This is a genomic window from Pseudomonas sp. VS40 (genome assembly GCF_018587885.1).
GTDB classification, from domain to species: Bacteria; Pseudomonadota; Gammaproteobacteria; order Pseudomonadales; family Pseudomonadaceae; genus Aquipseudomonas; species Aquipseudomonas pergaminensis.
This window is the reverse complement of the sequence record NZ_JAGYWD010000002.1, coordinates 548,228-575,034: the sequence shown is the minus strand read 5'-3', so window position 1 is coordinate 575,034 and position 26,807 is coordinate 548,228. Positions and strand designations below refer to the sequence as shown.

The following is a 26,807-nucleotide window of genomic DNA, read 5'->3' as shown; positions in this document are numbered from 1 at the left end:
GGGAGGTTTTTGTAGATGCCGTTACGGACTCTGGAAACCTGGCCCCACGGCGCAATCATGTTGGACGCGCAACACACGCGTTTTGCCTTGTGGGCGCCAGACGCGTTTTATGTCAGCGTTGAATTGGAAAACGGCAAGTCCGTCGCCATGCTGCCCCAGGCAGATGGCTGGTTTGAAACTGAAATAGCGTGCCCGGCGGGCACGCGCTACCGCTTCAATATCGATGGGGAAATGGATGTACCCGACCCTGCCTCCAGGGCCCAGGCCGCGGATGTACACGGTTGGAGCCTGGTGGTCGATCCTCTCGCCTATCAATGGCGCCACAGCAATTGGCAGGGGCGTCCCTGGCACGAAGCCGTCATCTATGAACTGCACGTCGGCGCCATGGGCGGTTACGCCGAAATCGAAAAACACCTGCCACGCCTGGCCGAGCTCGGGATTACCGCGATTGAGTTCATGCCGTTGGCGCAATTCCCCGGCGATCGCAACTGGGGTTATGACGGGGTCTTGCCCTACGCCCCCCAATCCTCCTACGGCACGCCCGAACAGCTCAAGCACCTGATCGACAGCGCCCACGAACATGGCATGGCGGTGATCCTCGACGTGGTCTACAACCACTTCGGGCCCGACGGCAATTACCTGGGCCAGTACGCCAAGGGCTTCTTCCAGGAAGACGTGCACACGCCATGGGGCGCGGGTATCGATTTCGATCGGCGTGAAGTGCGGGACTTTTTCCTCGATAACGCGCTGATGTGGTTGCTCGAATACCGCTTCGACGGCCTGCGCCTGGACGCCGTACACGCCATCGACAACCCGGACTTCCTCAAGGAGCTGGCGCACCGCGTTCGCGAACAAGTGGACACGGGTCGCCACGTCTGGCTGATGCTGGAAAACGAGCTCAACCAGGCCAGCCTCCTGCAGCACGATTTCGACGCGCAATGGAATGACGACTTCCACAACGTCCTGCATGTGCTGCTGACCGGCGAAACCGACGCGTATTACAGCGATTTCGCCGAAGCGCCTACCGCCAAATTGGCCCGCTGCCTGGGCGAAGGCTTTATCTACCAGGGGCACACCACTCGGCATGGCCATGAGCGTGGCGAACCCAGCGGCTACTTGCCCCCGACCGCCTTCGTGGCGTTCCTGCAAAACCACGATCAAATCGGCAACCGCGCCCTGGGCGAGCGCCTGCATCAACTCTGCTCGCCGCAAGCGCTCAAGGCGGCGACTGCCCTGCTGCTGCTGTCGCCAATGATCCCGCTGATGTTCATGGGCGATGAAGTCAACGCTGCGCAGCCGTTCCTGTTTTTCACCGACCACCATGGCGAACTGGCAGAAGCGGTGCGCGAAGGCCGACGCAATGAGTTCAAGGATTTCGCGGCATTCCAGGACCCGGAGCGACGCGAGCGCATCCCCGATCCCAATGCCCTGCCAACCTTTGTGCAGACAACGCCCAGTTTTGACGCAAACGAACACACCCAACTCTACCGCCAGCTACTGAGCCTGCGCCATCGCCACCTCGTGCCCCATTTGCCTGGCAGCATGGCCTTGGGCGCCGAGGTGTTGGCTGAGGGTGCCGTTTGCGCCCGTTGGCGCCTGGGCAATGGCAGCGTGTTGCAGATCGACCTCAACCTGAGCGACGCGCCCCTGGATCACCCGGCTACAGCGCCGGTTCTTTTTCAAACGCCTGCCGATGCCGGCGCACACCTGCCGCCGTACAGCGCACGTGTCACCCTATCCCCTGTTGGAGAGCACCCTTGAGCGAAGCGAACCTGGAAATCCTCGCCAGCCGAGCGGGCCTGGCCGTCGATTGGATCGACGCAAACGGCCGCCCGCAACGTGTGAAACCCGACGCCTTGCGCGCCGTTCTCAAAGGCCTGGGCCACCCGGCCGACACCGATGCCGAGATCGACGCCAGCCTGCTCGACCTGGAGCGGGTGCAACAAGACAAACACCTGCCGCCCCTGCTGACCATCGACAGTGGCGAAGGCCTGGACCTGGCCCGCTATTTCGAACCGGACACCCCGTGCCGGGTCAGCCTCGAAGACGGCGACACCCTGGAACTGCGGCTCGATGGCGACGCCGTCATGCCCGGTGTCATTGCCCTGGGCTATCACCAGGTCCACATTGCCGACCAGAGCTTTACCCTGGCCGTTGCTCCGACCCACTGCTACAGCGTGGCAGAAGCCGTCGATACCCAACCCGCCCGTGCCTGGGGCCTCAGCGCCCAACTGTACAGCCTGCGTCGCCTAGGCGATGGTGGCTTCGGCGACACCCTGGCCCTGGAGCACCTGGCCCGTTCGGCGGCCGAGCGTGGCGCCGATGCGTTGGCGATCAGCCCGATGCACGCGATGTTCAGCGCCGACACCGGGCGCTACAGCCCGTATTCGCCCTCCAGCCGGTTGTTCCTCAACAGCTTGTACGCCTCGCCGGGCTGCATCCTCGGTGAGCGCGAAGTGCGTAATGCCATCGAGGCAACAGGGCTCGCCGACGAGTTGCACGACTTGGAGCAACACACCCTGATTGACTGGCCCACTGCGGCCAAGGCCAAGCAGCGCCTGCTGCGTGCGCTGTATGAAGACTTCCGCCACGGCCACCACCCGCAACACGCCGACTTCCAGAGTTTCCGCCAGGCCGGCGGTGAAGCCCTGGAAAACCACTGCCGCTTCGAAGCTGTGCAAGCGGCCCGCGCCGCGGCAGGTGAAGACCTCGACTGGCGCCACTGGCCTGAAGCCTGGCGCACTCCGCAGAGCCCGGCGCTGGCGCAGTTCGCCGAAGACAATCGCGATGAAATCGGCTTCTTCGCCTTCAGCCAATGGCTGATCGCGCGCTGCCTTGAGCGCGCGCAACAAGCCGCGCGTGGCAGCGGCATGGGCGTCGGCCTGATCGCCGACCTGGCCGTGGGTGCCGACGGTGGCGGCAGCCAGGCCTGGAGCCGCCAGGATGAACTGCTCGCGGACCTGACCGTGGGCGCCCCGCCGGACATTCTCAACCGCGCCGGCCAGGGCTGGGGCATTTCCGCGTTCTCCCCCGAAGGCCTCAAGCGCCATGGCTTTCGCGCCTTTATCGAGATGCTGCGCGCCAACTTCGCCCATGCCGGCGGCCTGCGCATTGACCACGTAATGGGCCTGCAACGCCTGTGGGTGATTCCCATGGACGCCTCGCCCAAGGAAGGCGCCTACCTGTATTACCCGGTAGACGACCTGCTGCGCCTGCTGGCGCTGGAGTCGCACCGCCACCAGGCCATCGTGCTTGGTGAAGACTTGGGCACGGTGCCGGATGGCCTGCGCGAAAAACTCATCGCGCGCTCGATCCTGGGCATGCGCGTGCTGTTGTTCGAGCAAAACCACGACGGCCAATTCCGGCCGATTCTCGACTGGCCCGACAACGCCCTGGCCACCACCAGCACCCACGACCTGCCGACGCTCAACGGCTGGTGGCACAGCCGTGACATCGACTGGAATATCCAGCTCGGCCTGATTGATGCGCCCACCGTGGAGCAATGGAGCGAACACCGTTTGCGCGAGCGCCAGGCCCTGCGCCAGGCCTTGAGCCAGGACCCGCAGAACTTCGTCGAAGAAATCCGCAATGAAACCGACCATATGATCGACGCCAGCGTGCGCTACCTCGGCCACACCCGCGCCCCCCTGGTGCTGCTGCCGCTGGAGGACGCCCTTGGCATCGAAGAGCAGGCCAACCTGCCTGGCACCACCGACACCCATCCTAATTGGCGCCGTCGCCTGGCGGGTGAGGCCTCTAGCCTGCTCGACAATGCCGGTGCCGCCCGCCGCCTCGAGCTGTTGGCCGTCGCGCGCAACCAAGCCTATGAGCGTGACCGATGAAAGCACTGCCCCTGCGCGCTACCCAGCGCCTGCAATTCCATAAAGGTTTTACCCTCGATGACGCGGTGCCCCTGGTGCCGTATTTCGCCCGGTTAGGCATCAGTCACCTGTATGCCTCGCCGCTGCTCAGCGCCCGTGCCGGCTCCATGCACGGCTACGATGTGGTCGACCCCACCAGCGTCAACCCGGAACTCGGCGGCGAGCCGGCCCTGCGCCGCCTGGTCGCCGCGCTGCGTGAACACGAGATGGGCCTGATCCTCGATATCGTCTCCAACCATATGGCCGTCGGCGGTGCCGACAACCCCTGGTGGCTGGACCTGCTGGAATGGGGGCGCCTGAGTCCCTACAGCGAGTTCTTCGATATCCAGTGGCATTCGCCCGACCCGCTGCTCAAGGGCCAACTGTTGATGCCGTTCCTCGGCAGTGACTATGGCGAAGCCCTGCAGACCGGCACCCTGACCCTGCAGTTCGATGCCGCCCATGGCACGTTCTACGTTGAGCATTACGAACACCGTTTCCCGATCTGTCCCAAGGACTACGCGGCGATCCTCGGCAGCGATGAGCTGCTTAAACCCCTGGCCGAGCGCTTCAGTGCCCTCGCCTACCAGGACGACGCCTACCATGAGGCGGCCTGGCTCAAGCAAGCGCTGGCGGAACGCGCCACCGAAGTGTTACCCGCGATCAAGGCGCGGTTGAGCGCGTTCGACGGGCGCCAGCCGGAAGGCTTCAACCGCCTGCATCAGTTGCTGGAGCAGCAGGCCTATCGCCTGGCCAGCTGGCGCACGGCGGCGGACGATATCAACTGGCGGCGCTTCTTTGATGTCAACGAACTCGGTGGCCTGCGCGTCGAGCGCACGGCAGTGTTTGAAGCCACCCATGGCAAGATTTTCGAACTGATCAGCGAAGGCCTGGTGGACGGCCTGCGCATCGACCATATCGACGGCCTGGCCGACCCGCGCGGTTACTGCCGCAAGCTGCGCCGCCGCGTGGATTCGCTGTCGCCGGAGCGGCATTTGCCGATCTTTGTCGAGAAGATCCTCGGCGAAGGCGAAACCCTGCGTGAAGACTGGCAAGTGGACGGCACCACCGGCTACGAATTCATGGACCAGCTCTCGCTGCTGCAACATCACCCGGAAGGCTTCGAGCCCTTGGCCGAGTTGTGGACCCGTCACAGCGAGCGGCCTTCGGCGTTTATCGAGGAAGCACGACTGGCACGCCAGCAGATCCTCAACGGCTCCCTCGGCGGCGACTTTGAAAGCGTGGCCCAGGCCCTGCTGCAAGTGGCCCGCGACGACGTGATGACCCGCGACCTGACCCTCGGCGCCATCCGCCGGGCCTTGCAGGAACTGATCGTGCACTTCCCGGTGTACCGCACCTATATCAGCGCGCGCGGTCGCAGTACTGCCGACGACAAGGTGTTCCAGCAGGCCATGGACGGCGCACGCACTACCCTTGGCGAAGGCGACTGGCCGGTGCTCGAACACCTGGAAAAATGGCTCGGCGGCCAGCCTTGGCGCAACCGCCCGGTGGGCCGCGAGCGCAAGATCCTCAAGCACGCCTGCGTGCGCTTCCAGCAACTGACCTCGCCTGCTGCCGCCAAGGCGGTGGAAGACACCGCGTTCTATCGCTCAGCGGTATTGCTGTCGCGCAATGATGTGGGCTTCAGCACCGAACAGTTCAGCGCCCCGTTGGCCGAGTTTCATGCGATCAACCAACACCGCCTGCAGACCTTCCCCGACAACCTGCTGGCCACCGCCACCCACGACCACAAGCGCGGTGAAGATACGCGTGCGCGCCTGGCCGTGCTGAGTGAGCGCGCGCCCTGGTACGCCGAGCAGGTGAACCATTGGCGCACCCTCGCCGCGCCGTTGCGGGTGGAGGCCAATACACCGTCGGCAGGCGATGAATTGATCCTCTACCAGGTCTTGCTCGGCAGTTGGCCGCTGGAACAGGGCGCTGACTTCGACGGCTATCAGCAACGCCTGTGGCAGTGGCAGCAAAAGGCCCTGCGCGAGGCCAAATTGCAGAGCAGTTGGAGCGCGCCCAACGACGCGTATGAGCAAGGTGTCGAAGCCTTCCTGTCGCGGCTATTGCTCAGCGACGAAGGCCAGCCACTGCGCAGTGCCATCGGCGACGCCGCCCAGTCGATTGCCCCGGCCGGTGCCCTCAACGGCCTGGCGCAAACCTTGCTTCGCATCACCGTGCCGGGTGTGCCGGACCTGTACCAGGGCGATGAGTTCTGGGACTTCAGTCTCGTGGACCCGGACAACCGTCGCCCGGTGGATTTCAACGCACGGCAACAGGCACTGGACACCCCACCGGATATCGGCGAACTGCTGTTCAACTGGCGTGACGGGCGCATCAAGCAGGCGCTGATCGCTCAGGCACTGGCCTTGCGCAAAGCCCACCCTGAGCTGTTCCGCAGCGGCACCTACACGCCGCTGGAAGTGGTCGGCACACACGCCGAACGGGTGGTCGCGTTCTGTCGCGAACATCAGGGTAAACGCTTGCTGGTGGTGGTACCGCGCTGGTCGCACCCCCTGCTTGAAAACGGTGTGTATCCACAGATCAATGCGCAGGTTTGGGGCGATACACGGGTGAAATTACCGTTCGCCGCGACAACTCAAAACTGGAAGGGACTTTTTCATACAGGCGCAGTCACACCAGACAAGGAGCTGTTGATCAGCACTGCCCTGGGGGATTTCCCGGTCAATGTCTTTATCAATCCTGATGATCAAGAAAGCTGAAATTTTCTGTGAGGAGCATTGTGATGAGTACTGAAGACAAACGCATTCGCGAACTGGCGCATCAGATCTGGGAGTCTGAAGGTAAACCCCACGGCGAGGACGCGCGACACTGGGAAATGGCGCGCAAACTGGCCGAAGCCGAAGCGCTGACGCCAAGCAAACCCAAGGCCGCGGCCAAGCCTAAAGCCGCGCCCAAGGCGGCAGCCAAACCCAAGGCCGCCCCGCCACCGCCGCCTAAAAAACCCAAGGCAGCACCGCGCAAGCCCGCCAGCTGACCGCCCTGTTCAGGCGCTGGCTTGCCAGCGATGGCGCTCTCAAGATCGCTATCGCCGGCAAGCCGGCTCCTATTGGGTTTTGTACGAATTTTTAGATTGATCTGACCTTGCGTCAGTACGGCCGCGTTCGGCCTGAAAAAAGACCCTCTGCAGGAGCAACTCAATGAGCAAACCCGATAAAACCCCACCGACGCCGGACAATGAGCCGTCGCGGATTCGTGAAGGTTTGCCCTTCCCGCTTGGCGCCACCTGGGATGGCCTGGGTGTCAACTTTGCACTGTTCTCGGCCAACGCCACCAAGGTGGAGCTGTGCCTGTTCGACGACTCTGGCGAAGTCGAACTGGAACGTATCGAACTCCCCGAATACACCGACGAAACCTTCCACGGCTACCTGCCCGACGCCCACCCCGGGCTGATTTACGGCTACCGCGTGTACGGTGCGTATGATCCGGCCAACGGCCACCGCTTCAACCACAACAAATTGCTGATCGACCCGTATGCCAAGCAGTTGGTGGGCGAACTCAAATGGTCCGAGGCGCTGTTCGGCTACACCATCGGCCACCCGGATGACGACCTCAGCTTCGACGAGCGCGACAGCGCGCCCTTCGTGCCTAAATGCAAAGTGATCGACCCGGCGCACACTTGGGGCAATGACCAACCGGTGCGCGTGCCGTGGGACCGTACGATCATCTACGAGACCCACCTGCGCGGCATCAGCATGCGCCATCCTTCGGTCGCCGAATCCGTGCGTGGCACCTGCGCCGGGCTGATGGAAGATGACGTGCTCAAGCACATCCGCCAGCTGGGTATCTCGTCGGTGGAGCTGCTGCCAGTGCATGCCTTTGTCAATGACCAGCATCTGCTGGAAAAAGGCATGACCAACTACTGGGGCTACAACAGCATCGCGTTTTTTGCCCCCGACCCACGCTACCTGGCCAGCGGCAAGATCGCCGAGTTCAAGGAGATGGTCGCGCACCTGCACGAAGCCAAGCTCGAAGTGATCCTGGACGTGGTCTACAACCACACCGCCGAAGGCAACGAACGCGGGCCGACCCTGTCGATGCGCGGCATCGACAACGCCTCGTACTACCGCTTGATGCCGGATGACAAACGCTTCTACATCAACGACTCCGGCACCGGTAACACCCTGGACTTGAGCCACCCGTGCGTGCTGCAAATGGTGACCGACTCCCTGCGTTACTGGGCGACGGAAATGCACGTCGACGGCTTCCGCTTTGACCTGGCAACTATCCTCGGCCGCTACCGCGACGGCTTTGACGAGCGCCACAGCTTCCTCGTGGCTTGCCGCCAGGACCCAGTGCTGCGCCAGTTGAAAATGATCGCTGAGCCCTGGGACTGTGGCCCTGGCGGTTATCAGGTGGGCAACTTCCCGCCGGGCTGGGTGGAGTGGAACGACCGTTTCCGCGATACCGTGCGCGCATTCTGGAAAGGCGACGACAGCCAGTTGGCTGACTTCGCCGCCCGCATGACCGCCTCCGGCGAGATGTTCAACCACCGTGGTCGTCGCCCGTACAGCTCGGTGAACTTCATCACCGCGCACGACGGTTTCACCCTGCACGACCTGGTCTCCTACAACGACAAGCACAACGAAGCCAACGACGAAAACAACCAGGACGGCAGCAACAACAACCTGTCCTGGAACCACGGCGTCGAAGGCCCGACTGACGATCCGGAAATCAACGCACTGCGTCTGCGCCAGATGCGTAACTTCTTCGCCACGCTGCTGCTGTCGCAAGGCACGCCAATGCTGGTGGCCGGCGACGAGTTCGCCCGCACTCAGCACGGCAACAACAACGCCTACTGCCAGGACAGTGAGATCGGTTGGATCAACTGGGACCTGGACGAAGACGGCAAGGCGCTGCTCAAGTTTGTGAAACGCTTGATCAAGTTGCGCCTGGCCTACCCGATCCTGCGTCGTGGGCGCTTCCTGGTGGGCGACTACAACGAAGACATCGGCGTGAAGGACGTCACCTGGCTGGCGCCGGATGGCAACGAAATGACCACCGAACAGTGGCAAGACAGCCATGGCCGCTGCCTGGGCATGTTGATGGATGGCCGCGCCCAGGAAACCGGTATTCGCCGCCCAGGCGCCGATGCCACCTTGCTGCTGGTGGTCAATGCGCACCACGACATGGTCAACTTCCGCCTGCCGTCGGTACCAGAGGGTGAATTCTGGACCTGCATGCTCGACACCAACGAGCCTGCCGTGCGCGGCCAGGAACGCTTTGACTTTGATCACGAGTACGCGGTGACCGGCCGTTCTTTGCTACTGTTTGAACTGCAGCGCGAAGACGAGGTGTGAAATGGCTTTGCATGGATTCCTTCAGGGCTTCCGGGGCTATGCGGACACGCAAGCCTTGGGCGCGGCCCTGAGGGCGCTTCAGGAAGAAGGCCTGGACCAACTGCCCTTGCCGGGCAGCGGCCAGACATTGGCGCGGTTCAGCGGCTTGGCGCAGGTGGCAGGGCATGACCTGCGCCTGTGCAAGCTGTTCGAAGGCCATACCGACGCCCTGGCAATCATCGCTGAACTCGACAGCCCCCTGCCGCCCCTGGGCAGTACGTGGGGCATGTGGGCCGCCGAGCCACCCACCGCCAAGGTGCGCGTGTACCGGGAGGGCCATCGTTTGAAGGTGCAGGGTCGCAAGGCCTGGTGCTCTGGCGCGGCGGTGGTCAGCCATGGGTTGCTGACCGCCTGGGATGAAGAGGATCGCCAACAACTGGTGGCGGTGCACATGGATCAACCTGGCGTCACCGTCACCGACGAAGGCTGGAACGCCGTGGGCATGGCCGCCACCGGCAGTGTGGAAGTGGTGTTTGACGATGCCTGGGGCCTGGCGGTGGGCGGTCCGGGGGATTACCTCGCCCGCCCGGGTTTCTGGCAAGGCGGCATCGGTATCGCTGCGTGCTGGTACGGCGCGGCGCAACGCCTGGCGGAAGTCTTGCGCGAGCAATGCAGCAAGCGCCCCGAACCCCATGCCCTCGCCCATTTGGGGGCGGTCGACAGCGCCTTGAACAGCGCCGCTTGCGTACTGCGCGCCAGCGCAGAACAGGTTGACCTCGAACCCAGGGCCAATGCCAGAGCGTTGGCTCAACAGACACGTGCCTGCATCGAAGACACCGTCGAACAGGTGATACGCCACGTTGGCCGTGCGGTCGGTGCCGGGCCCTATTGCAAGGACCCGCACTTCGCCCAACTGATGGCAGACCTGCCGGTGTATGTGCGCCAGAGTCATGCCGAGCGTGACCTTGCCGGCCTCGGCGAACTCGTCGCCGGCGATCTCACAGGGAGGTGGCAGTTATGAAACCCAATCCGATCGTGGGCCAGGGTACGCCTCTGCATCACTGGCAGGCCTCGCCCAAAATGGCCGAGCTGCCGCTTATCAGCGTCGAGCAGTTGGTGCCCGAAGGCCACCGCGCGGTGATCATCGCGCCGCACCCGGATGACGAGGTGCTGGGCTGTGGGGGCCTGATGCAGGGCCTGGCTGCGCTGGGCAGGCCGATCCAGTTGATATCCGTGACCGACGGCAGCGCCAGTCACCCCGGTTCCCGGCGTTGGCCGGTGGAGCGTTTGAGCGTGGTGCGTCCCCAAGAGTCAGCTCAGGCCCTGCATCGTCTCGGTATGCCGCTGCACAGCCTGAAATGGCTACGCGCTGGGTTTGCCGACAGCCAAGTGGCCGCGCGTGAGGAGGAACTCACCGCGTTTATTCAGCGCCACCTCAAACCCAACGACGTGGTGTTCACCACCTGGCGTGAAGACGGCCATTGCGACCATGAGGCCGTCGGCCGTGCCAGCGCCAAGGCGTCACAGGCGGTGGGTGCAACCCTGTATGAACTACCGGTATGGACCTGGCACTGGGCAACGCCCGAAAACAGCCTGGTGCCTTGGCACCGCGCGCGCAAGCTCCCGCTGAGCTGCGACGCCGTGGCCCGTAAGCGCCACGCCATTCATGCATTCGCCAGCCAATTGGAGGGCGACCCACAGATTGGCCTGCCCCCGGTGCTCGCGCCCTATGTGGTGGAGCGTCTGTTGCAACCCTTTGAAGTGATATTCGTATGAGTGTGGCCACGCCTTACTTCGACCAATTGTTCGCCGAGAACGACGACCCCTGGGCCTTTCGCCAACGCTGGTATGAACGGCGCAAACGCGCGATGACCCTGGCCATGCTCACACGGCCCCGCTACGCCTCGGTGTTTGAACCCGGTTGCGCCAACGGCGAGCTGAGCTTCGAGCTGGCGCCGCGCTGCGATCGCCTGCTGTGCTGCGACACCGCTTCGGCCGCCGTGGCCCTGGCGCGCAGTCGCCTGCTGGGTTTCCCCTACGCTGAAGTACAACAAAGTCGCTTGCCCGAGCAATGGCCGACCGGTCAGTTCGAGCTGATCGTATTGAGCGAGTTGTGCTACTACCTCGACGCCGATGACCTGTGCGAACTGGTCGATAGAGCCCGCGCCTCGCTGACCGCCAATGGCCAGCTCCTGGCCTGCCACTGGCGCCCGCCGATTGAAGGTTGCCCGCAAACGGCCGAGCAGGTACACGCCCTGCTCCATGAGCGCCTGGACCTGCCACGCGTCGCCAGCCATCACGAACACGACTTCCTTCTCGACCTGTGGAGCCGCGACGGCACCTCGGTTGCCACCCTCGAGGGCCTGCGATGATCGGCATTCTGATCCCGGTACACAACGAAGAGGCGTTGTTGGGCGACTGCCTGAAAGCGGCACTGATCGCAGCCAGCCACCCCGGGTTATTGGGGGAAGACGTTAACATCCTGGTGATACTCGACAGTTGCAGTGACGCCAGTGCCGCCATTGCCCGGGCCTACCCTGTGCAGTGCCTGGAAGCCCAGGCGCGCAACGTGGGGCACGTGCGCGGCGTAGGCGCCCGGTACCTGCTCAATCAGGGCGCGCGCTGGATCTCCTGCACCGACGCCGACAGCCGGGTAGCCCCGGATTGGCTGGTGGCGCAGTTGGCGCTGGGGGTGGACGCGGTGTGTGGCACCGTCACCGTGGATGCGTGGAGCGAAGGGTTCGACCCCGCCGCCCAGATTCGTTACCAACAAGGCTATGAGGCCCGTGACGGTCATCGGCATATCCACGGGGCCAACCTGGGAGTGAGCGCCGGTGCCTACGTGCGTGCCGGCGGCTTCGAACCCCTGGCCTGCCATGAGGATGTGCAATTAGTGCGCAACCTGGAACTGTGCGGCGCCTCCATCGCCTGGAGCCACGCCCCGCAGGTGATCACCAGTGCGCGCCTGGACGCCCGTGCACAAGGCGGCTTCGGCGATTATTTGAAGAGCCTGATGCTCGCGACGTGAAAAAAACGGCATTACGGAATGTAAAACCCGCCAATCCTTGTCTATGCTGATGACGCCTTGCTGGCGTTCCAAGGTTGGAATGCCATGCAGCCACTGCAGCGGAGCCTGTGGTGGATACAAGAGCGTCGTCCCGTCAACGGGGTACGACCCAGCATCAATCGACAAGGATGTGACACCCCATGAAGCTTGCTTCCTTAAGCGACGGCCGTCGCGGCCCTGCGCAAATCTGGAACAGCGCCCCGCAGTTGGCGCAGATCCCGCCCATCGCTCCATCATCACTGGTGCCGCCTGGCGCGCGCGTGGTGATCATCGCGCCTCACCCCGGCGACGAAGTGCTGGCCTGCGGCGGTTTGCTGCAGTTGCTCAGTACGCTGGAACACCCCTTGCAGCTGATCTCCATCACGGATGGCAGTGCCAGCCATCCTGGCTCTAACGTGTGGCCGGCGGCCCGCTTGAGCGTGGTGCGCCCTCAGGAAAGTGTCGAGGCCCTGCGCCGCCTGGGCATGCCGTTGCACAGTTTGAAATGGATCCGTGGCGGCTTCTGCGATAACGCCCTCGCCGCCCGCGAGCCGCAGTTGAGTCAATTCATCGCGCGCTACCTGCAGCCTGGCGACGTGGTATTCAGCACCTGGCGCAACGACGGCAATGACGACCATGACGCGGTCGGCCGGGCCAGCGCCAACGCCTGCAGCCTGGTGGGCGCGCAGTTGTATGAATTGCCGATCTGGGCCTGGCACTGGCCGGCCCGTGAAGGCGCGATCATCCCTTGGCAGCGAGCGCGCAAGGTGCGCCTGGACACCTGGACGGTGGCGCGCAAACTGCACGCCGCCCATGCCTATGCCAGCCAACTGGCCGGTGACCCGGAGATCGGCCTGGCGCCCATGTTGGCCCAGGTGCTGCTGGAGCGGATGCGCGAGCCTTACGAGATCGTGCTGGGGTAGCACTCACTCGTCTATACCTGTTATTTCTGACAGTAGCGGCCTGCCGAATGTGTGGCTATGGTGGAAAAAGCGCTGCACGGGTTCATGTGCAGTCGAGAAAGCCATGCCAACCCTTTGCATTGGCCGGTGTTTTCAGAAAAGGGTAAGCGCAGTCCCTGATCCGTATCGCGCGTCACGTTGTCATGGTCTAACCCGCGCCTGTACAGGTGCCGGGACAACTATCCCTCGAATGAGGACGGATCATGCGCGTACGGACACTCTCCTGGTTGTACCCGATCGTCATGGCGACGTTGCCGCTGGCCTCTTATGGGGCCTGCACCATCAACAACAGTGCCGGCGATGACACTTCCACTTGCGACAGCGCCACTGCGCCGGGGTTTACCGACACAGCAGGCAATAACACCCTCAATATCACCGCGACAGGCCGGGTCACTGGTAACGTGACCTTTGGGGCCGGCAACGATCTGGTGGATGTGAACGGTCCGAGTGCGGGGATCGATGGGAACCTCGACCAGGGCGACGGTGCGAATATATTTCGGCTCAACGTGGGGAGCGTTACCGGCTCCGTCACTCAAGGCGCGGGCGCTGATGTGGTGCAGATCAGCGGCGGTCAAGCCGGTGCCATCCGCCAAGGGGCGGGTATCGACAACTTTGCCATGAGCGGAGGAGAAATCGCGTCACTCGAACAAGGTGATGGCCTGGACGACTTTTTCATGAACGCCGGTCGGATCATCGGCGCATTCGAGGACGGTGACCGCGCCAGGATGACGGGCGGCAGCATTGGCCGCGTCGACATGAAGCTCGATAACAACATTTTCGATATGTCCGGCGGCCAAATCATCGGCAACCTCGTGACCGGCTTTGGCAACGACACCATCCTGATCTCCGGCACCTCGTTTGTGGGCGGCAATATCAGCGTCAGCGGCGGCGACGATCAGGTGACTGTCTCGGGTGGCGAGGTGAACGGGCAGATACTGCTCAGCTTCGGCAATGACCAATTTATCTGGTCGGGGGGGAACCTGCATTCGTCCGTGCTGGCGGGTGCAGGAAACGATAACGCATTGCTGCAGAACCTGGTTGGCTCACAATTGGCAGCAGCGCAGCTGATTGATGGCGGCCTGGGCGTCGATACCCTGACCCTGGACAACACCGAGGCCGGGGACCCAAGCCTATTGACCAACTGGGAAACCATGCAGATGGATAACGGCTCCAAGCTGCACCTGGGCGGCACACTCAAGCTGGGTGACAGTGCAACCGGTACCGGCACACTGAGCCTGGACGGTACAAGCACACTCTTGGCGAGCACGGGCGTGATCGAAGCCTTTACCGCCGGCCAGTTGGTGACGGTCAACAACAGCGGCTTGATCGACATGACCACGGGCAGTACCAGCACCAGCGACACGTTGACCATCCGGGGCAACTACACCGGCAACGGCGGGCGGCTTGCGCTGCAAAGCGTGCTGGGAGGCGATGGTTCACCCAGCGACAAACTGGTAATCGACGGAGGGACATTCGACGGCACCACGGCAATCAGCGTCACCAACCTGGCGGGCGCCGGCGCGGCGACGTTGCAGGACGGTATTCAAGTGGTCCAGGCACTCAATGGCGCCAGTGGCAGCGCCGGTTCCTTTAACCTGGCAGGCCCGGTGTCCGCCGGTGCGTTCGACTACCGCCTGTTCAAGGGCGGTGTAACAGCGGGCACGGCAGAGAACTACTACCTGCGCTCGACGGTGCCGGTGCAGCCTCCTGGCCCGGTGATTACCGTCCCCTTGCCCAGTCCCGGCGAGGCGCCCTTGCCCGATAACCCAGGCAACACGCCAATTCCCATCTACCGTCAGGAAGTACCGATTTACGCGGCTATTTTTCCGGCGGCTGACCAGATCGTGCGGAACACGCTGAGCACTTATCACGAGCGCATGGGTGACCAGAGCCAGCAACAGACTGGCGATGTACGCGCAGCGTGGGGCCGGGTCTACGGCGGTAGCAGTCGTCAGGGTTTCGCCGGGACGGTGAGCCCGACGCTGGACAGCAGCGTCACGGGCTTCCAGGTCGGTAGTGATGTTTATGTCAGCACCAACGGTAGTGGCCAGACCCAACACGCAGGCATCTTCTTCGGCCATAGCACCCTGACAGGCAACGTCAAAGGCTTCAACGGTGGCTGGCAGGACCTGGACGCCGGCAAGACCACCCTGCGTGGTGACAGCCTGGGTTTTTACTGGACTTTCATCGGGGCCAATCAAGCGTATGTGGACCTGGTGTTGATGGGCACCCGCTTCAATGGCAACAACGAATCGGACCGTGGCGTGAAGATGAAAACCCGTGGGCGTAATGTCACTGCCTCCGCGGAAGTCGGCTGGCCGCTGCAGGTCACTCAGAGATGGATCGTCGAGCCCCAGGTTCAAGTGGTCGCGAGCAATAACCGGCTCGACAGCCAGAACGACGGTATTTCCGACGTCAAATATGACGCCGACACCAGTGTCACTTCCCGCCTGGGTGTAAGGCTGCGCGGTGACTATCACGTCGGTGGCCGGCCCTTGCAGCCCTATGTGCGCGCCAACGTCTGGCACGCCAGTGCGGGGGACAACCGTGTGATCTATAACGATGCCACCCGTATCGACACCGAGCAAAAATCCACCACGATGGAGGTCAGCCTGGGGGCCACCTTACAGGTTGCCAAAGACGTGAGCCTGTACGGCGAACTCGGTTACGACCGCAATCTGGACAGCAACACCTTCAACGGCCGCGCAGGCACATTGGGGGTAAGGATGGCGTTCTAGGTTTGTATCGCAGTGTGTACAGAGCCCACTGCGATACACCGTCTTTAATTGCGCGAGTATCCTGAAACAGGCCAGATACAGCCAGGGGTTCAACTGAGCATCCAGCACACATCCCGCCGCAGGAGGCTCGCCATGCACACTCAGTTGATTCGTCGCACCCAACCCCTTTTCCTGGCCGCTGCCCTGGCGCAATTCGGCATCCTGGGCATGGCTCACGCCGAAATGCCCGAGGCACCGACCAAGGCTGTCGCCACTACACACACCGCGTTCGGCGCCCTCAAGCACGTCAAGGCCGGGCTGCTCGACGTGGCCTACGCCGAAGTCGGCCCGGCCACCGGCCCGGTGGTGATCCTGCTGCACGGTTGGCCCTACGACATCGACAGCTACGCCCAGGTCGCGCCGTTGCTGGCGGCCAAGGGTTATCGCGTGCTGATCCCCTACGCCCGGGGTTATGGCGACACGCGCTTCCTTTCGGACGAGACCGTGCGCAACGGCCAGCCGGCAGCGCTGGCCAGTGACGTGATCGACTTCATGGACGCGCTGAAGATCAAGCAAGCCGTGCTCGGCGGCTACGACTGGGGCGCTCGCTCGGCGGACATCGTCTCGGCGCTGTGGCCGGAACGGGTCAAGGCGCTGGTGTCGGTCAGCGGCTACCTGATCGGCAACCAGGCGGCGGGCAAGAACCCACTGCCGCCCAAAGCCGAGCTGCAGTGGTGGTACCAGTTTTACTTCGCCACCGAGCGCGGCGCAGCGGGCTATCAGAAAAACACCCACGACTTCGCCAAGCTGATCTGGCAACTGGCGTCGCCGCAGTGGAAGTTCGATGACGCTACGTTCGACCGCAGCGCCAAGGGCCTGGAGAACCCGGACCACGTGGCGATCACCCTGTACAACTACCGCTGGCGCCTGGGCCTGGTCCAGGGCGAGACGAAATACGACCCGCTGGAACAGAAACTCGCCCAGGCGCCATCCATCAGCGTGCCGACCATTACCCTGGAAGGCGACGCCAACGGCGCACCGCACCCGCAGCCTGAGGACTACGCCAAGCGCTTTACCGGCCAATATGCGTTCCGCCTGATCACCGGTGGCGTTGGCCACAACCTGCCACAGGAAGCGCCAGAGGCGTTTGCCAAGGCAGTCATTGATGCGGATCACCTGTGACCGAGTGCGTCGCCTTCCGCCATTGGGCGCCTTGATAGCGTGAAAACGGGTAGGCAACCCCCAGCCAGATAAACCAGGCCGGCATCAAGCACAGCGCCAGGCGTGTATCCGGCCGCAACGCCAGCAGGCCCAGCACAAACGCGAGAAACGCCAGGGAGAACCAGGCCATCGGCACGCCGCCGGGCATCTTGTAGACGGATTTGGCGTGCAGGTCCGGGCGTTTCTTGCGGTAGGCGATGTAGGACGCGAGGATGGTCGACCAGGTAAATATCACCAGGATCGCCGACACCGTCGACACGATGGTGAAGGCGGTCATCACCTCCGGCACCACAAACAGCAACACCAGCCCCAGCAGCATCAGCAGGGAGGTAAAAGCCAGGCTGATAAACGGCACGCTGTTGTTCGACAGTCGCCGAAAGATACCCGGCGCATCACCCAGGTCGGCCAACCCGAACAACATGCGGCTGGCAGAAAATACCCCGCTGTTGGCAGACGACGCTGCCGACGTCAGCACCACGAAATTCACGATACCCGCCGCAGCCGGAAACCCCGCCACCAGGAACAACTCGACAAATGGGCTCTTGCTCGGCGACACCTGCTGCCATGACGTCACCGCGATGATGCACGCCAGGGCGAGCACATAGAACAGGATGATGCGCAGCGGGATCGAGTTGATCGCCTTGGGCAGCGTCTTCTCCGGCGCGCGGGTTTCAGCAGCGGCCGTGCCGATGAGCTCGGTGCCGGCAAAGGAAAAGATCGCCATCTGGAACCCGGCGAAAAAGCCGAACACGCCATTGGGAAACGCCGCCTGTTTATCCAGCAAGTGGGTCAACGACGCGGTGACTCCGGTGGGCGAGACAAACGAACTGGCGATCAGCACCCCACTCACGCCAATCAAGGTCACCACGGCGATGATCTTGATGATCGCGAACCAGAACTCCACTTCGCCGAACAGCCTGACCGTCAGCACATTCAACGCGAACAGCGTCAACAACATGCCCACCGCCGGCATCCAGGCCGGCACATTGGGGAACCAGTACTGGAAAAAACCGCCAACCACCACCGCGTCTCCCACCACAGCCACGCTCCAACTCAACCAGTACGACCAGCCGAGAAAGAACGCCGCGCGCGGCCCCAGGTAGGCACCGGCAAAGTCGGCGAAGCTCTTGAAGTTGAGGTTCGACAGCAGCAACTCGCCCATGGCGCGCATGACGAAATACACGAAGAGCCCAATGATCATGTAGATCAGGATGATCGAGGTGCCAGACAGCGCGATGATCTTGCCGGAGCCCATGAACAGACCGGTGCCGATCGCCCCGCCCATGGCCATCAACTGGATGTGGCGGTTGCTCAGGGTGCGTTGCAACGCAGGCTTTTCATAAAGCCTGGACGTGGTTGTTTTCATCACAAAACCTCTTGTTATGTTTTTGAGTTTTGGCAGAAAAAAAGTTGAGCGATCGTTGTTATTGGCGGTTGCTTTCAAACCCGTGCAGCACGTTGACGGCATTGATGCCGATCTCATCGACCATGTAGCCGCCTTCCATCACGAACAACGTGGGCACGCCGACGCTGGCGATGATTGCGCCCATGCCGAGAAAGTCCTGGCTGTCGAGAAGGAAGTGGCTGATGGGGTCGTCCTTGAAGGTGTCTACACCCAGGGAGATCACCAGCACCTCGGGGGCAAACTGGCGCAGTTGCTGGCAGGCGTCGGCCAGGGCGGTTTGGTAACGGGCCCAGGTGGTGTTTTTCGGCAACGGGTAATTCAGGTTGAAGCCCTCTCCTGCGCCTGCGCCGCGTTCACTGCTGGCGCCGGAAAAATACGGGTAGGACACCGACGGGTCGCCGTGCAGGGAAATGAACATCACGTCCGGACGGTCGTAGAAAATAGTCTGCGTGCCGTTGCCATGGTGAAAGTCCACATCCAGCACCGCCACGCGCTTGGCGCCCTGGGTGATGGCGCGCTGCGCGGCAATTGCGGCGTTGTTGAGGTAGCAATAACCGCCCATGTACTCGCGGGCGGCGTGATGGCCTGGTGGGCGGCACAAGGCAAAGGCGCTGTCGTGGCCTTCATCGAGCAGCGCCAGGCCGGTCAACGCGATGTCGGCGCTGGTTTTGACGGCCTCCCAGGTGGTGCGGGTGATCGGTGAGCCGGCGTCCATCGCAAAGAAACCAAGCTTGCCATCGATGAAGTCGGGCACCTGTTGGTTGGCCAGGTCGCGTACCGGCCACACCAGGGGCAATGCGTCATGACTGCGGCCGAGGGCGGTCCACTCGGCCCAGGCCGTTTCGAGGAATGCCACGTAGCGCTCACTGTGGGCGGCGACGTAGCAGGCTCGGTCAAAACGGCGCGGCGTGATGATATCGCCCAGGCCTACCTGCCTGACGCGGTCACGCACGGTGTCGGCGCGGCTCGGTTGTTCGAACGAGGGCTTGAGCACACCGTCCTTGAGTTCGGTGCCATGGTGCAAACGGTGGGCTTCGCTGAAAACGGTCAACATGTGAGGGTATCCGCCAGTAAAAGACAGGCTCTATTTTGTTCGGGCGGCGGTGGGCTTTCTTTGCTTTTATTTACGGCACTGTTAGGTTTATCGGGAATTCTTTCCTATGCAGCCGACAATTATGAAAAATAAATCCAGACAGGTCGTTCTTGATGACACCGATCTCGCCATCCTCGCCCTGCTGCAGGCAGACGCCAGTATTTCCAATGCGCAGCTCAGTGAACGCCTGTCTCTGAGCCTCACGCCCTGTTGGCGCCGACGCAAACGCCTGGAAGAAGAAGGTGTGATCAAGGACTACCAGGCCAACCTGGACCGCAAGCTGCTCGGACTGGACATCATGGCATTCGTGCATGTGCGTTTTGCGATCCACACCGACCACGCGCCCGACGCCTTCGAGGCGGTGGTGAAAGAACTGCCGCAGGTGTTGTCGTGCCACAAGATCACCGGGGACGCCGATTATTTGCTGCAGGTGCTGGCGGAAGATCTGGACAGCTACAGCGAGTTCGTCGAGAGCGTGTTGCGGCGGCAGTTGGGGATTGCGTCGATACAGTCGAGCCTGGCGTTGCGTGAGGTGAAGGCGACGAGCCGGGTGGCGATTGCCAAGCGCGAATGATCGAAGCGGCGGCGGCCAGTGTTTGGAGGGGCTGTGGCCAAATGCCGCCATCCAGATGTGAAAAATTCGTTAACTAATGATCTCCAAAGGCTTTTTCCCACAGATTTGTTCTGGCACACTAATGCGAATAATTATCAACATATTTATTATTCGCTAGGGACGGCGTTCGGGGAGAGTCAGTTCCATGTCAGTGCAACAACACGGCGGCAAAGGTTTTTCACTCAATTTGATGGCGTTGGCCGTCTGTCTTGCAAGCTCAGCCGCGGTGTCTGCCGCTGATGCCCAGGCACCCGCCACCACGCTTGAACTGGGGGCCACGCAAATCTCCGGTGACGAGCAATTGGGCGAAACCACCGAAGGCACGCAGTCCTATACCACCGGCGCGATGAAAACGGCGACCAAGCTGCCATTGACCCTGCGTGAAACCCCACAAGCTGTCACGGTCATTACGCGCCAGCGTATGGATGACCAGGCGATGACCAGCATCAATGATGTGGTCAAGGCCACACCTGGGTTGTTCCTGAATTTCTCCAGCGGTCCTGGTCGACAGTCCTATACATCGCGCGGTTTCGACATCGACAACCTGATGTACGACGGCATTCCCAGCGGCTACAACGGCGTTTCAGTGGGCGCCCAGCCGAACCTGGCGATGTTCGATCGCGTTGAGATCGTGCGGGGTGCCACCGGTTTGGTAACCGGCGCGGGCAACCCTTCGGCGGCCATCAACCTGGTGCGCAAACGGCCACTGGACGAGCAGAAAGTCACCCTCACCGGCGCCGCCGGCAGCTGGGACGACTACCGTGGCGAACTCGACGCCTCCAGCCCTCTCAACGACAGTGGCACGTGGCGCGGTCGGGTCGTCACCTCTTACCGCGATGCCAACAGCTTTATCGACAACGCCGAGGATTATCACGGGCTGTTCTACGCCGTCACCGAAGCAGACCTGAGCGAAGACACCAACCTGACCCTCGGTTTCTCCAACCAGAAAGACAAGACCAATTACTTCTGGGGCTCGTCGATGGTCGGCCAGGATGGCCATCACCTGAACCTGCCGCGCTCCTACAACCCCGGCACCGATTGGGAAAACAAGGATCAGGAGATCAACACGGTATTCGCCGAACTGCGTCAGCAACTGGCTTATGACTGGAAACTGCAGGTCAACGCCAACTACGCCGAGCAAAACGCATTGTTCTCCGGCTCCTACCAGTCGCGCTGGGTCAACAACACACTGGCACGCACGGTCTACCAGGCGGCTTACGATGAAAACCAGGCCGGTATTGACGCGTTTGCCAGCGGCCCCTTCCAGGCGTTCGGGCGTACTCATGAACTGGTCGTTGGCGCCAGCCGCCGCATCTACGACATGACCACCCACAACTACAGCCCCTACAACCTGAACTGGCCGCTCACGGCGGGCAAACCAGACTTCGTCCACACCACCAATGACCGTGACGTCACGACTCAGGACGGGTTCTACGTCACCACGCGCCTGAATCTGGCTGACCCTTTGAAGCTGATCCTCGGCGGGCGCCTGGACTGGTATGACTACGACGCCCACGGCAGCAATGACGGCGACTACAAGGTGACTCGCAACCTCACCCGCTACGCCGGCCTGATCTACGACCTGGACGACCATCACTCGGTCTACGTCAGCTACAGCGATATCTTCACGCCCCAGAGCGAAAAAGACACCTCCGGCAGCCCGCTCAAGCCCATCGTCGGCAAGAACTACGAGGTGGGTATCAAGGGTGAATACCTGGGTGGCGCGCTGAACGCGAGCGTGGCGCTGTTCCGCGTCGACCAGGAAAACCGTGCCGTCGGCGTGACAGTCGCAAACTGCCCGCAGGCCTCCTGCTCTGTGGCCTCCGGCGAGATTCGCAGCCAGGGTATCGACTTCGAACTGCAAGGCGCCCTGACCGAGAACTGGCAGGTCGGCGGTGGCTACACTTACGCGCGCACACACACTATCAAGGACGACGCCAACCCGCAGAAGGTCAACAAGCAGTTCGACACCGACACCCCGGAGCACCTGTTCAAGCTGACCACCAACTACCGCTTCCAGGGCCCGTTGGAAAAACTCCGCGTGGGCGGCAACGTCTCCTGGCAGAGCCGCATGTACAACGACTTCAAAGTCGCAGATGGCAGCACCTACCGCCTCCAGCAAGGCGCCTACGCTGTCACCGACCTGATGGCCGGTTACCAGGTCAACCAGCACCTGGACCTACAGCTCAATGCCAATAACATCTTCGACCGCCGCTACTACCAGTCCATCTCCAACTCTGTGAGCTATGGCGGTGATTCCTACGGCAGCCCGCGCAATATGATGCTGACGGCCAAGTACAGCTTCTGATTCTCCTCCCGATAAACGGCTACCCGCTTGGGTAGCCGCTCTAAAGTCCCGCCTCTTGTTGCCGATACACGTTTGGCATCACAGAATCCAATAAAAACCAAGAAATCCCTGATTCGCTCCACCCTGCCCCTCGCTTTCTTTCGGCCAGACCACATGGAGTCAGTGTGAATGCCCACTCGCACGCGTTTTTTCGAGCACTACCGCAAAGCCGACCGCATCATGCTGGCGTTGGTCTGGCTGATGTTCCTGTTTTCCCTGGGCCTGGCGTTCTGGCACGACACCTTGATACAGGCCGCGATAGTCGGCGGTGGGACCAGCGTGGTGCTGACCGCGCTTTACCGCGCCATCGGTGGCACCCGTGTCATGCGCTGCGCGCTCGGCGCGGGCTTGATGGTCATGGCGGCATTGCATATCAACCAGGCCCAGGGCTTGATCGAAGCGCACTTCGGCATCTTCGCGTTGCTCGCGGTGCTGACGTTTTACCGTGACTGGCTGCCGATCCTGGTGGCGGCGGCCACCATCGCCGTGCACCACGTGGTTTTCCATGCGCTGCAACATCAAGGTTTTCCAGTGTTCGTGATGGAACACCACGGCGGCTGGACCATGGTGTTCGTGCATGCGTTCTACGTGGTGATGGAGACCGTCGCCCTGCTCTACCTGGCCGTGCACAGCCAGGCCGAAGCGGTCGAGAGCCAGGAAATGCTCGAGAAGATGCTGGCGGTCACTTCCCAGCTCACCGTTGAAACCGCCCAAGGCGACCAGGGCAAGACCCACGTCTCCCTCGCCAAGCGTTTCGACCATTTTCTGCATCAGTTGACCGGCCTGATCGACGGCGTCGCCCGTGACTCCCACGGCCTTGGCCAACTCGGCCAGGAATTGGCCAGCGCCAGCGGCACCCTGGAAAAAGGCGCACGGCACCAACTGGCGCAAATCACCGAGATGAGCGGCTCGATGCAGCGCATGGAAGACGCCATGGGCCACATTGCCGTGCACGTCGAGCAAGCGGTGGATCATGCCGGCAAGGCCAGCCAACAGATCCTGCGCGGCCAGGAAAGCGTCGGCCGCGCCCAGCAGGAAATCACTCAGCTGGCCACCCGCCTCAGCGGCACCCACGACACGGTGCAGGGCCTGGCACTGCAAACCGAACAGATCGGCACCGTGCTTGAAGTGATCAGCAGCATTGCCAACCAGACCAACCTGCTGGCCCTCAACGCCGCCATCGAAGCCGCCCGCGCCGGCGAGCAAGGCCGTGGCTTCGCCGTGGTTGCCGACGAAGTGCGCAACCTGGCGCAACGCACGGCGGTATCCACCCAGGAAATCAAAACCATCATCGAAGGCCTGCAACACGGCAGCCGGCAGGCGGTGCAAGCCATGCATGATAGCCGCGAGGGCGTAGAGCGCTGCGTGGAGGACAGCCAGGTGGCCGTTGATATGCTGCGCGCAGTGGGCGACGACATCGCCCACATCGATGACCTCAATGGCCGTATCGTGACCACAACCCGCGAGCAGACCACGGCGAACCTGGAGATTGTCGGGCGTCTGCAGTCGGTGCAGAGCATTGCGCAAAGCACCGCGGACGATGTGGAAACCCTGGCACGCAGCAGCGAGCGGTTGCCGCCGATCGCGGTGCGCCTGGATGCGCTGGGGAGGAGGTTTCACCCCTAGGCTGGGTGGGCGTCGCCCCTGCAATCACAAGCCAAAGTTGAACGCGATGGAGATCCGTGGCCTTGTGCCGTCGTAACGCCGTACCGCGTGCATCAGCCAGGACGGAAACATGACGAGTGTCCCGCTGGTAGCCACGCATGTGCTGCTGAACCCGGCCGTCAGGCAATCTTCAACGCGCATTCGCAGCGACGGGTTGTAGGTCGATGCAATCATCCCGCGCGGGTCGATGAATTCCAGGTCACCGCCGACGGCTGCATCCTCCTCCCTGCCGCCGGTGTCGACCCAGTAAACACCCGACCAAAAGGCGCCGGGATGCCCATGCAGCGCGTTGCTATGACCCGCTTCATTCACATTGACCCACGCATTGAGTTTCCACTCGAAACCGGGCTCGATGAACCCAAGGTCCGCGTGGTGAACCGCCGTCAGTTGGGTCGCGAACTCGGTCGCAAACTGCACTAACGCCATGCAGGCTTCCCCGCCCCACTGCGAAAAATCATCGGCCGACTGCCAACCGCCGTCATTGCTGCGCTGCGCACCGAGAATATCGCTCGCCCTCCGTGCTGCGACGATCGCCCTGAGCTCAGCGTTGAGTCGTTGCGCGTCGGGATACTGGACACTCGCCAGCGGGGTTGCGAATAGCCGCCTGATGGTTATCAACTCAGGGTCCAACCGAATATTGCTCGACTGCATGGAGGGCTCAACACGTTCTGTCAGTTTCAACACACCTTATCGAACTCAAAGCGTTAGCGATGTAAACCATTGTTAAAGTGTTAGGGAGAACTGCACAGCCCGCCTGCTGCGCACGTTCGCCCCTTGCCCGACCTGGCCCAATTCCTGCGTCTGTCACTACAACCAAGTCACTACAACCAGGTCGCTACTGACTACGCGGACGACTCTTTTGAGCCCCGCCGCCCAAGTGCCTGCCCCGATAATCAGTCATCCCCCCAGCTATCCCGAGGCCTTCCCCTATGACGAGCCCCTCCACCGAACAGGTCAGCCCCCAAACCCTGCGCAAGGTCATCATCGCCGCCGGCATCGGCAACTTCGTCGAGTGGTTTGACTTCGCCGTCTATGGCTTCCTCGCCACCACCATCGCCCAGCAATTCTTCCCCAGCGGTGACGCCAGCGCGGCGTTGCTGAAGACCTTCGCGGTGTTTGCCGTGGCCTTCGCCTTCCGGCCCCTGGGCGGTATTTTTTTCGGCATGCTCGGCGATCGCATCGGCCGCAAACGCACGCTGGCCATGACGATCCTGCTGATGGCCGGCGCTACAACCTTGATTGGCCTGCTGCCCACCTACGCCGCCATTGGGGTGGCGGCGCCGATTCTGCTGTCGCTGATCCGTTGTGCCCAAGGCTTCTCCGCCGGCGGTGAATACGCCGGTGCCTGTGCTTATCTGATGGAGCACGCGCCGAGTGACAAACGCGCCTGGTATGGCAGCTTTGTACCGGTATCGACGTTTTCCGCCTTCGCTGCCGCCGCCGTGGTGGCGTACGCCCTTGAGGCATCGTTATCTGCCGAAGCCATGGGCAGTTGGGGCTGGCGCCTGCCGTTCCTGATCGCCGCGCCGTTGGGCCTGGTAGGGCTTTATCTGCGCTGGAAGCTGGACGAGACGCCCGCATTCCAGGCCGCGAAGCAGGAACACGCAGTCGCCCACTCGCCACTCAAGGAAACCTTGCGCAACCATGGTGCAGCGATCTGCTGCCTGGGCGCTTTTGTGTCACTCACGGCGCTGTCGTTTTATATGTTCACCACCTACTTCGCGACGTACCTGCAGGTGGCGGGTGGGTTGAATCGAGCGATGGCGTTGCTGGTGTCGCTGATCGCGCTGATTTTCGCAGCGGCGATTTGCCCGCTGGCCGGGTGGTATTCGGACCGCGTGGGGCGTCGTGTCACGGTGATGACCGCGTGCGTGCTATTGATTGTGGTGGTGTACCCGTCATTCCTGATGGCCAGTTCCGGATCGTTTGCGGCATCCATTGTCGGCGTGATGCTACTGGCGGTAGGCGCGGTGTTGTGCGGCGTGGTCACGGCGGCGTTGCTCTCAGAGACTTTCCCGACGCGCACGCGCTACACCGCCTCGGCGATTACCTACAACATGGCGTACACCCTCTTCGGCGGCACCGCCCCGCTGGTGGCTACCTGGTTGATCAGCACCACAGGAAGCAACCTGTCACCGGCGTTTTACCTGATTGCCGTAGCGCTGCTGGCATTGGCAGGCGGTTTGGCGCTGTCGGAGACATCAAGGATTTCCCTGCATGACGTGGGCACGGAGTCAAAAGACGCCGAACCGGTGCTTTCGCGGTATTGACCTGTAGAGCTGTTGCGAACGCGGTGGATCAGGCAGAAAAACGCCGCCAGTACCACCGCCTTCGCAGCCTCGCCAGGGCTCGACAGCTCCCACAGTTGAACATCGCCACGACTTGAATTGCGCCGGCAAACACACCCCCACCAACACCAACACCACCGCCCCCCTGTAGGAGCTGGCTTGCCAGCGATGGCGGCGTACCGGGCAACAAAAATACGGGCAATTAACCCCCCCTTCGTAACCGCGCAGGAGCCCACAGCGCCCTCACCACCGAAGACAGGTATGATCATCAGCCACACACCGCC

19 protein-coding genes are annotated in these 26,807 nt (G+C 62.4%); 16 read left to right on the top strand and 3 right to left on the bottom strand.

Going from position 1 to position 26,807, the window contains the following annotated elements; all coding sequences use genetic code 11:
• Positions 1-15 precede the first annotated feature (15 nt).
• The 12 genes from treZ (at position 16) to KHP07_RS07575 (ending at position 17,073) form a co-directional block, all read left to right on the top strand.
• Positions 16-1,761 (top strand): malto-oligosyltrehalose trehalohydrolase, encoded by a 1,746-nt coding sequence (gene treZ, locus KHP07_RS07630; RefSeq protein ID WP_078048622.1) that lies wholly within the window; start codon positions 16-18, stop codon positions 1,759-1,761.
• Positions 1,758-3,842: a 4-alpha-glucanotransferase gene (gene malQ / locus KHP07_RS07625; RefSeq protein WP_100490571.1), complete on the top strand. Its 2,085-nt coding sequence runs from the start codon at positions 1,758-1,760 to the stop codon at positions 3,840-3,842. Before treZ ends, malQ begins: the two co-directional genes overlap by 4 nt.
• Positions 3,839-6,589, top strand: coding sequence for a malto-oligosyltrehalose synthase (locus KHP07_RS07620; protein WP_214496928.1), 2,751 nt, complete (start codon positions 3,839-3,841; stop codon positions 6,587-6,589). The genes malQ and KHP07_RS07620 overlap by 4 nt, the downstream gene beginning before the upstream one ends.
• Before the next feature lie 23 nt (positions 6,590-6,612).
• Complete coding sequence (locus tag KHP07_RS07615) at positions 6,613-6,864, top strand: DUF2934 domain-containing protein (RefSeq protein ID WP_078048625.1); 252 nt, start codon at positions 6,613-6,615, stop codon at positions 6,862-6,864.
• Between the two features lie 163 nt (positions 6,865-7,027).
• Entirely contained in the window at positions 7,028-9,187 is a 2,160-nt protein-coding gene (glgX, locus tag KHP07_RS07610) for a glycogen debranching protein GlgX (RefSeq protein WP_078048626.1), read from the top strand.
• Position 9,188: 1 nt separating this feature from the next.
• On the top strand, positions 9,189-10,187 hold the full coding sequence (locus KHP07_RS07605) for an acyl-CoA dehydrogenase family protein (RefSeq protein ID WP_078048627.1): 999 nt from the start codon (positions 9,189-9,191) through the stop codon (positions 10,185-10,187).
• A complete protein-coding gene (locus KHP07_RS07600; RefSeq protein ID WP_078048628.1) occupies positions 10,184-10,942 on the top strand; it encodes a PIG-L deacetylase family protein in 759 nt (252 codons plus the stop codon). Before KHP07_RS07605 ends, KHP07_RS07600 begins: the two co-directional genes overlap by 4 nt.
• Positions 10,939-11,538 carry an SAM-dependent methyltransferase gene (locus KHP07_RS07595; RefSeq protein WP_078048629.1) on the top strand — a complete coding sequence of 200 codons (600 nt, stop codon included), beginning with the start codon at positions 10,939-10,941 and terminating at the stop codon, positions 11,536-11,538. Before KHP07_RS07600 ends, KHP07_RS07595 begins: the two co-directional genes overlap by 4 nt.
• A complete protein-coding gene (locus KHP07_RS07590; protein ID WP_214496927.1) occupies positions 11,535-12,194 on the top strand; it encodes a glycosyltransferase family 2 protein in 660 nt (219 codons plus the stop codon). The genes KHP07_RS07595 and KHP07_RS07590 overlap by 4 nt, the downstream gene beginning before the upstream one ends.
• A gap of 179 nt (positions 12,195-12,373) precedes the next feature.
• On the top strand, positions 12,374-13,135 hold the full coding sequence (locus tag KHP07_RS07585; RefSeq protein ID WP_214496926.1) for a PIG-L deacetylase family protein: 762 nt from the start codon (positions 12,374-12,376) through the stop codon (positions 13,133-13,135).
• A gap of 242 nt (positions 13,136-13,377) precedes the next feature.
• Positions 13,378-15,912, top strand: coding sequence for an autotransporter family protein (locus KHP07_RS07580; RefSeq protein WP_214496925.1), 2,535 nt, complete (start codon positions 13,378-13,380; stop codon positions 15,910-15,912).
• A 132-nt stretch (positions 15,913-16,044) separates the two neighbouring features.
• Positions 16,045-17,073: an alpha/beta fold hydrolase gene (locus tag KHP07_RS07575; RefSeq protein ID WP_214496924.1), complete on the top strand. Its 1,029-nt coding sequence runs from the start codon at positions 16,045-16,047 to the stop codon at positions 17,071-17,073.
• On the opposite strand, the gene KHP07_RS07570 is transcribed toward KHP07_RS07575, so the two are convergent.
• Both KHP07_RS07570 and KHP07_RS07565 read right to left on the bottom strand, forming a co-directional pair.
• Complete coding sequence (locus KHP07_RS07570) at positions 17,051-18,478, bottom strand: amino acid permease (protein ID WP_214496923.1); 1,428 nt, start codon at positions 18,476-18,478, stop codon at positions 17,051-17,053. The genes KHP07_RS07575 and KHP07_RS07570 overlap by 23 nt on opposite strands.
• 58 nt (positions 18,479-18,536) lie before the next feature.
• Positions 18,537-19,571 (bottom strand): histone deacetylase family protein, encoded by a 1,035-nt coding sequence (locus KHP07_RS07565; protein WP_099492207.1) that lies wholly within the window; start codon positions 19,569-19,571, stop codon positions 18,537-18,539.
• Positions 19,572-19,692: 121 nt separating this feature from the next.
• Here KHP07_RS07565 and KHP07_RS07560 point away from each other — a divergent pair, with 121 nt between their 5' ends.
• The 3 genes from KHP07_RS07560 (at position 19,693) to KHP07_RS29675 (ending at position 24,196) form a co-directional block, all read left to right on the top strand.
• Positions 19,693-20,184, top strand: a complete 492-nt coding sequence (locus tag KHP07_RS07560; RefSeq protein WP_078048636.1) for an Lrp/AsnC family transcriptional regulator — start codon at positions 19,693-19,695, stop codon at positions 20,182-20,184.
• Positions 20,185-20,368: 184 nt separating this feature from the next.
• Positions 20,369-22,531 carry a TonB-dependent siderophore receptor gene (locus KHP07_RS07555; protein ID WP_214496922.1) on the top strand — a complete coding sequence of 721 codons (2,163 nt, stop codon included), beginning with the start codon at positions 20,369-20,371 and terminating at the stop codon, positions 22,529-22,531.
• Positions 22,532-22,699: 168 nt separating this feature from the next.
• The gene (locus KHP07_RS29675; protein ID WP_100490565.1) at positions 22,700-24,196 is read left to right on the top strand and encodes a methyl-accepting chemotaxis protein; all 1,497 of its coding nucleotides are present in this window, start codon (positions 22,700-22,702) and stop codon (positions 24,194-24,196) included.
• Positions 24,197-24,220: 24 nt separating this feature from the next.
• Here the strand turns inward: KHP07_RS29675 and KHP07_RS07545 are convergent, their stop codons facing one another.
• On the bottom strand, positions 24,221-24,886 hold the full coding sequence (locus tag KHP07_RS07545) for a TIGR02466 family protein (RefSeq protein WP_214496921.1): 666 nt from the start codon (positions 24,884-24,886) through the stop codon (positions 24,221-24,223).
• A gap of 278 nt (positions 24,887-25,164) precedes the next feature.
• Between KHP07_RS07545 and KHP07_RS07540 the strand changes: the two genes are divergently transcribed.
• Positions 25,165-26,505 (top strand): MFS transporter, encoded by a 1,341-nt coding sequence (locus KHP07_RS07540; protein WP_214496920.1) that lies wholly within the window; start codon positions 25,165-25,167, stop codon positions 26,503-26,505.
• Positions 26,506-26,807 lie beyond the last annotated feature (302 nt).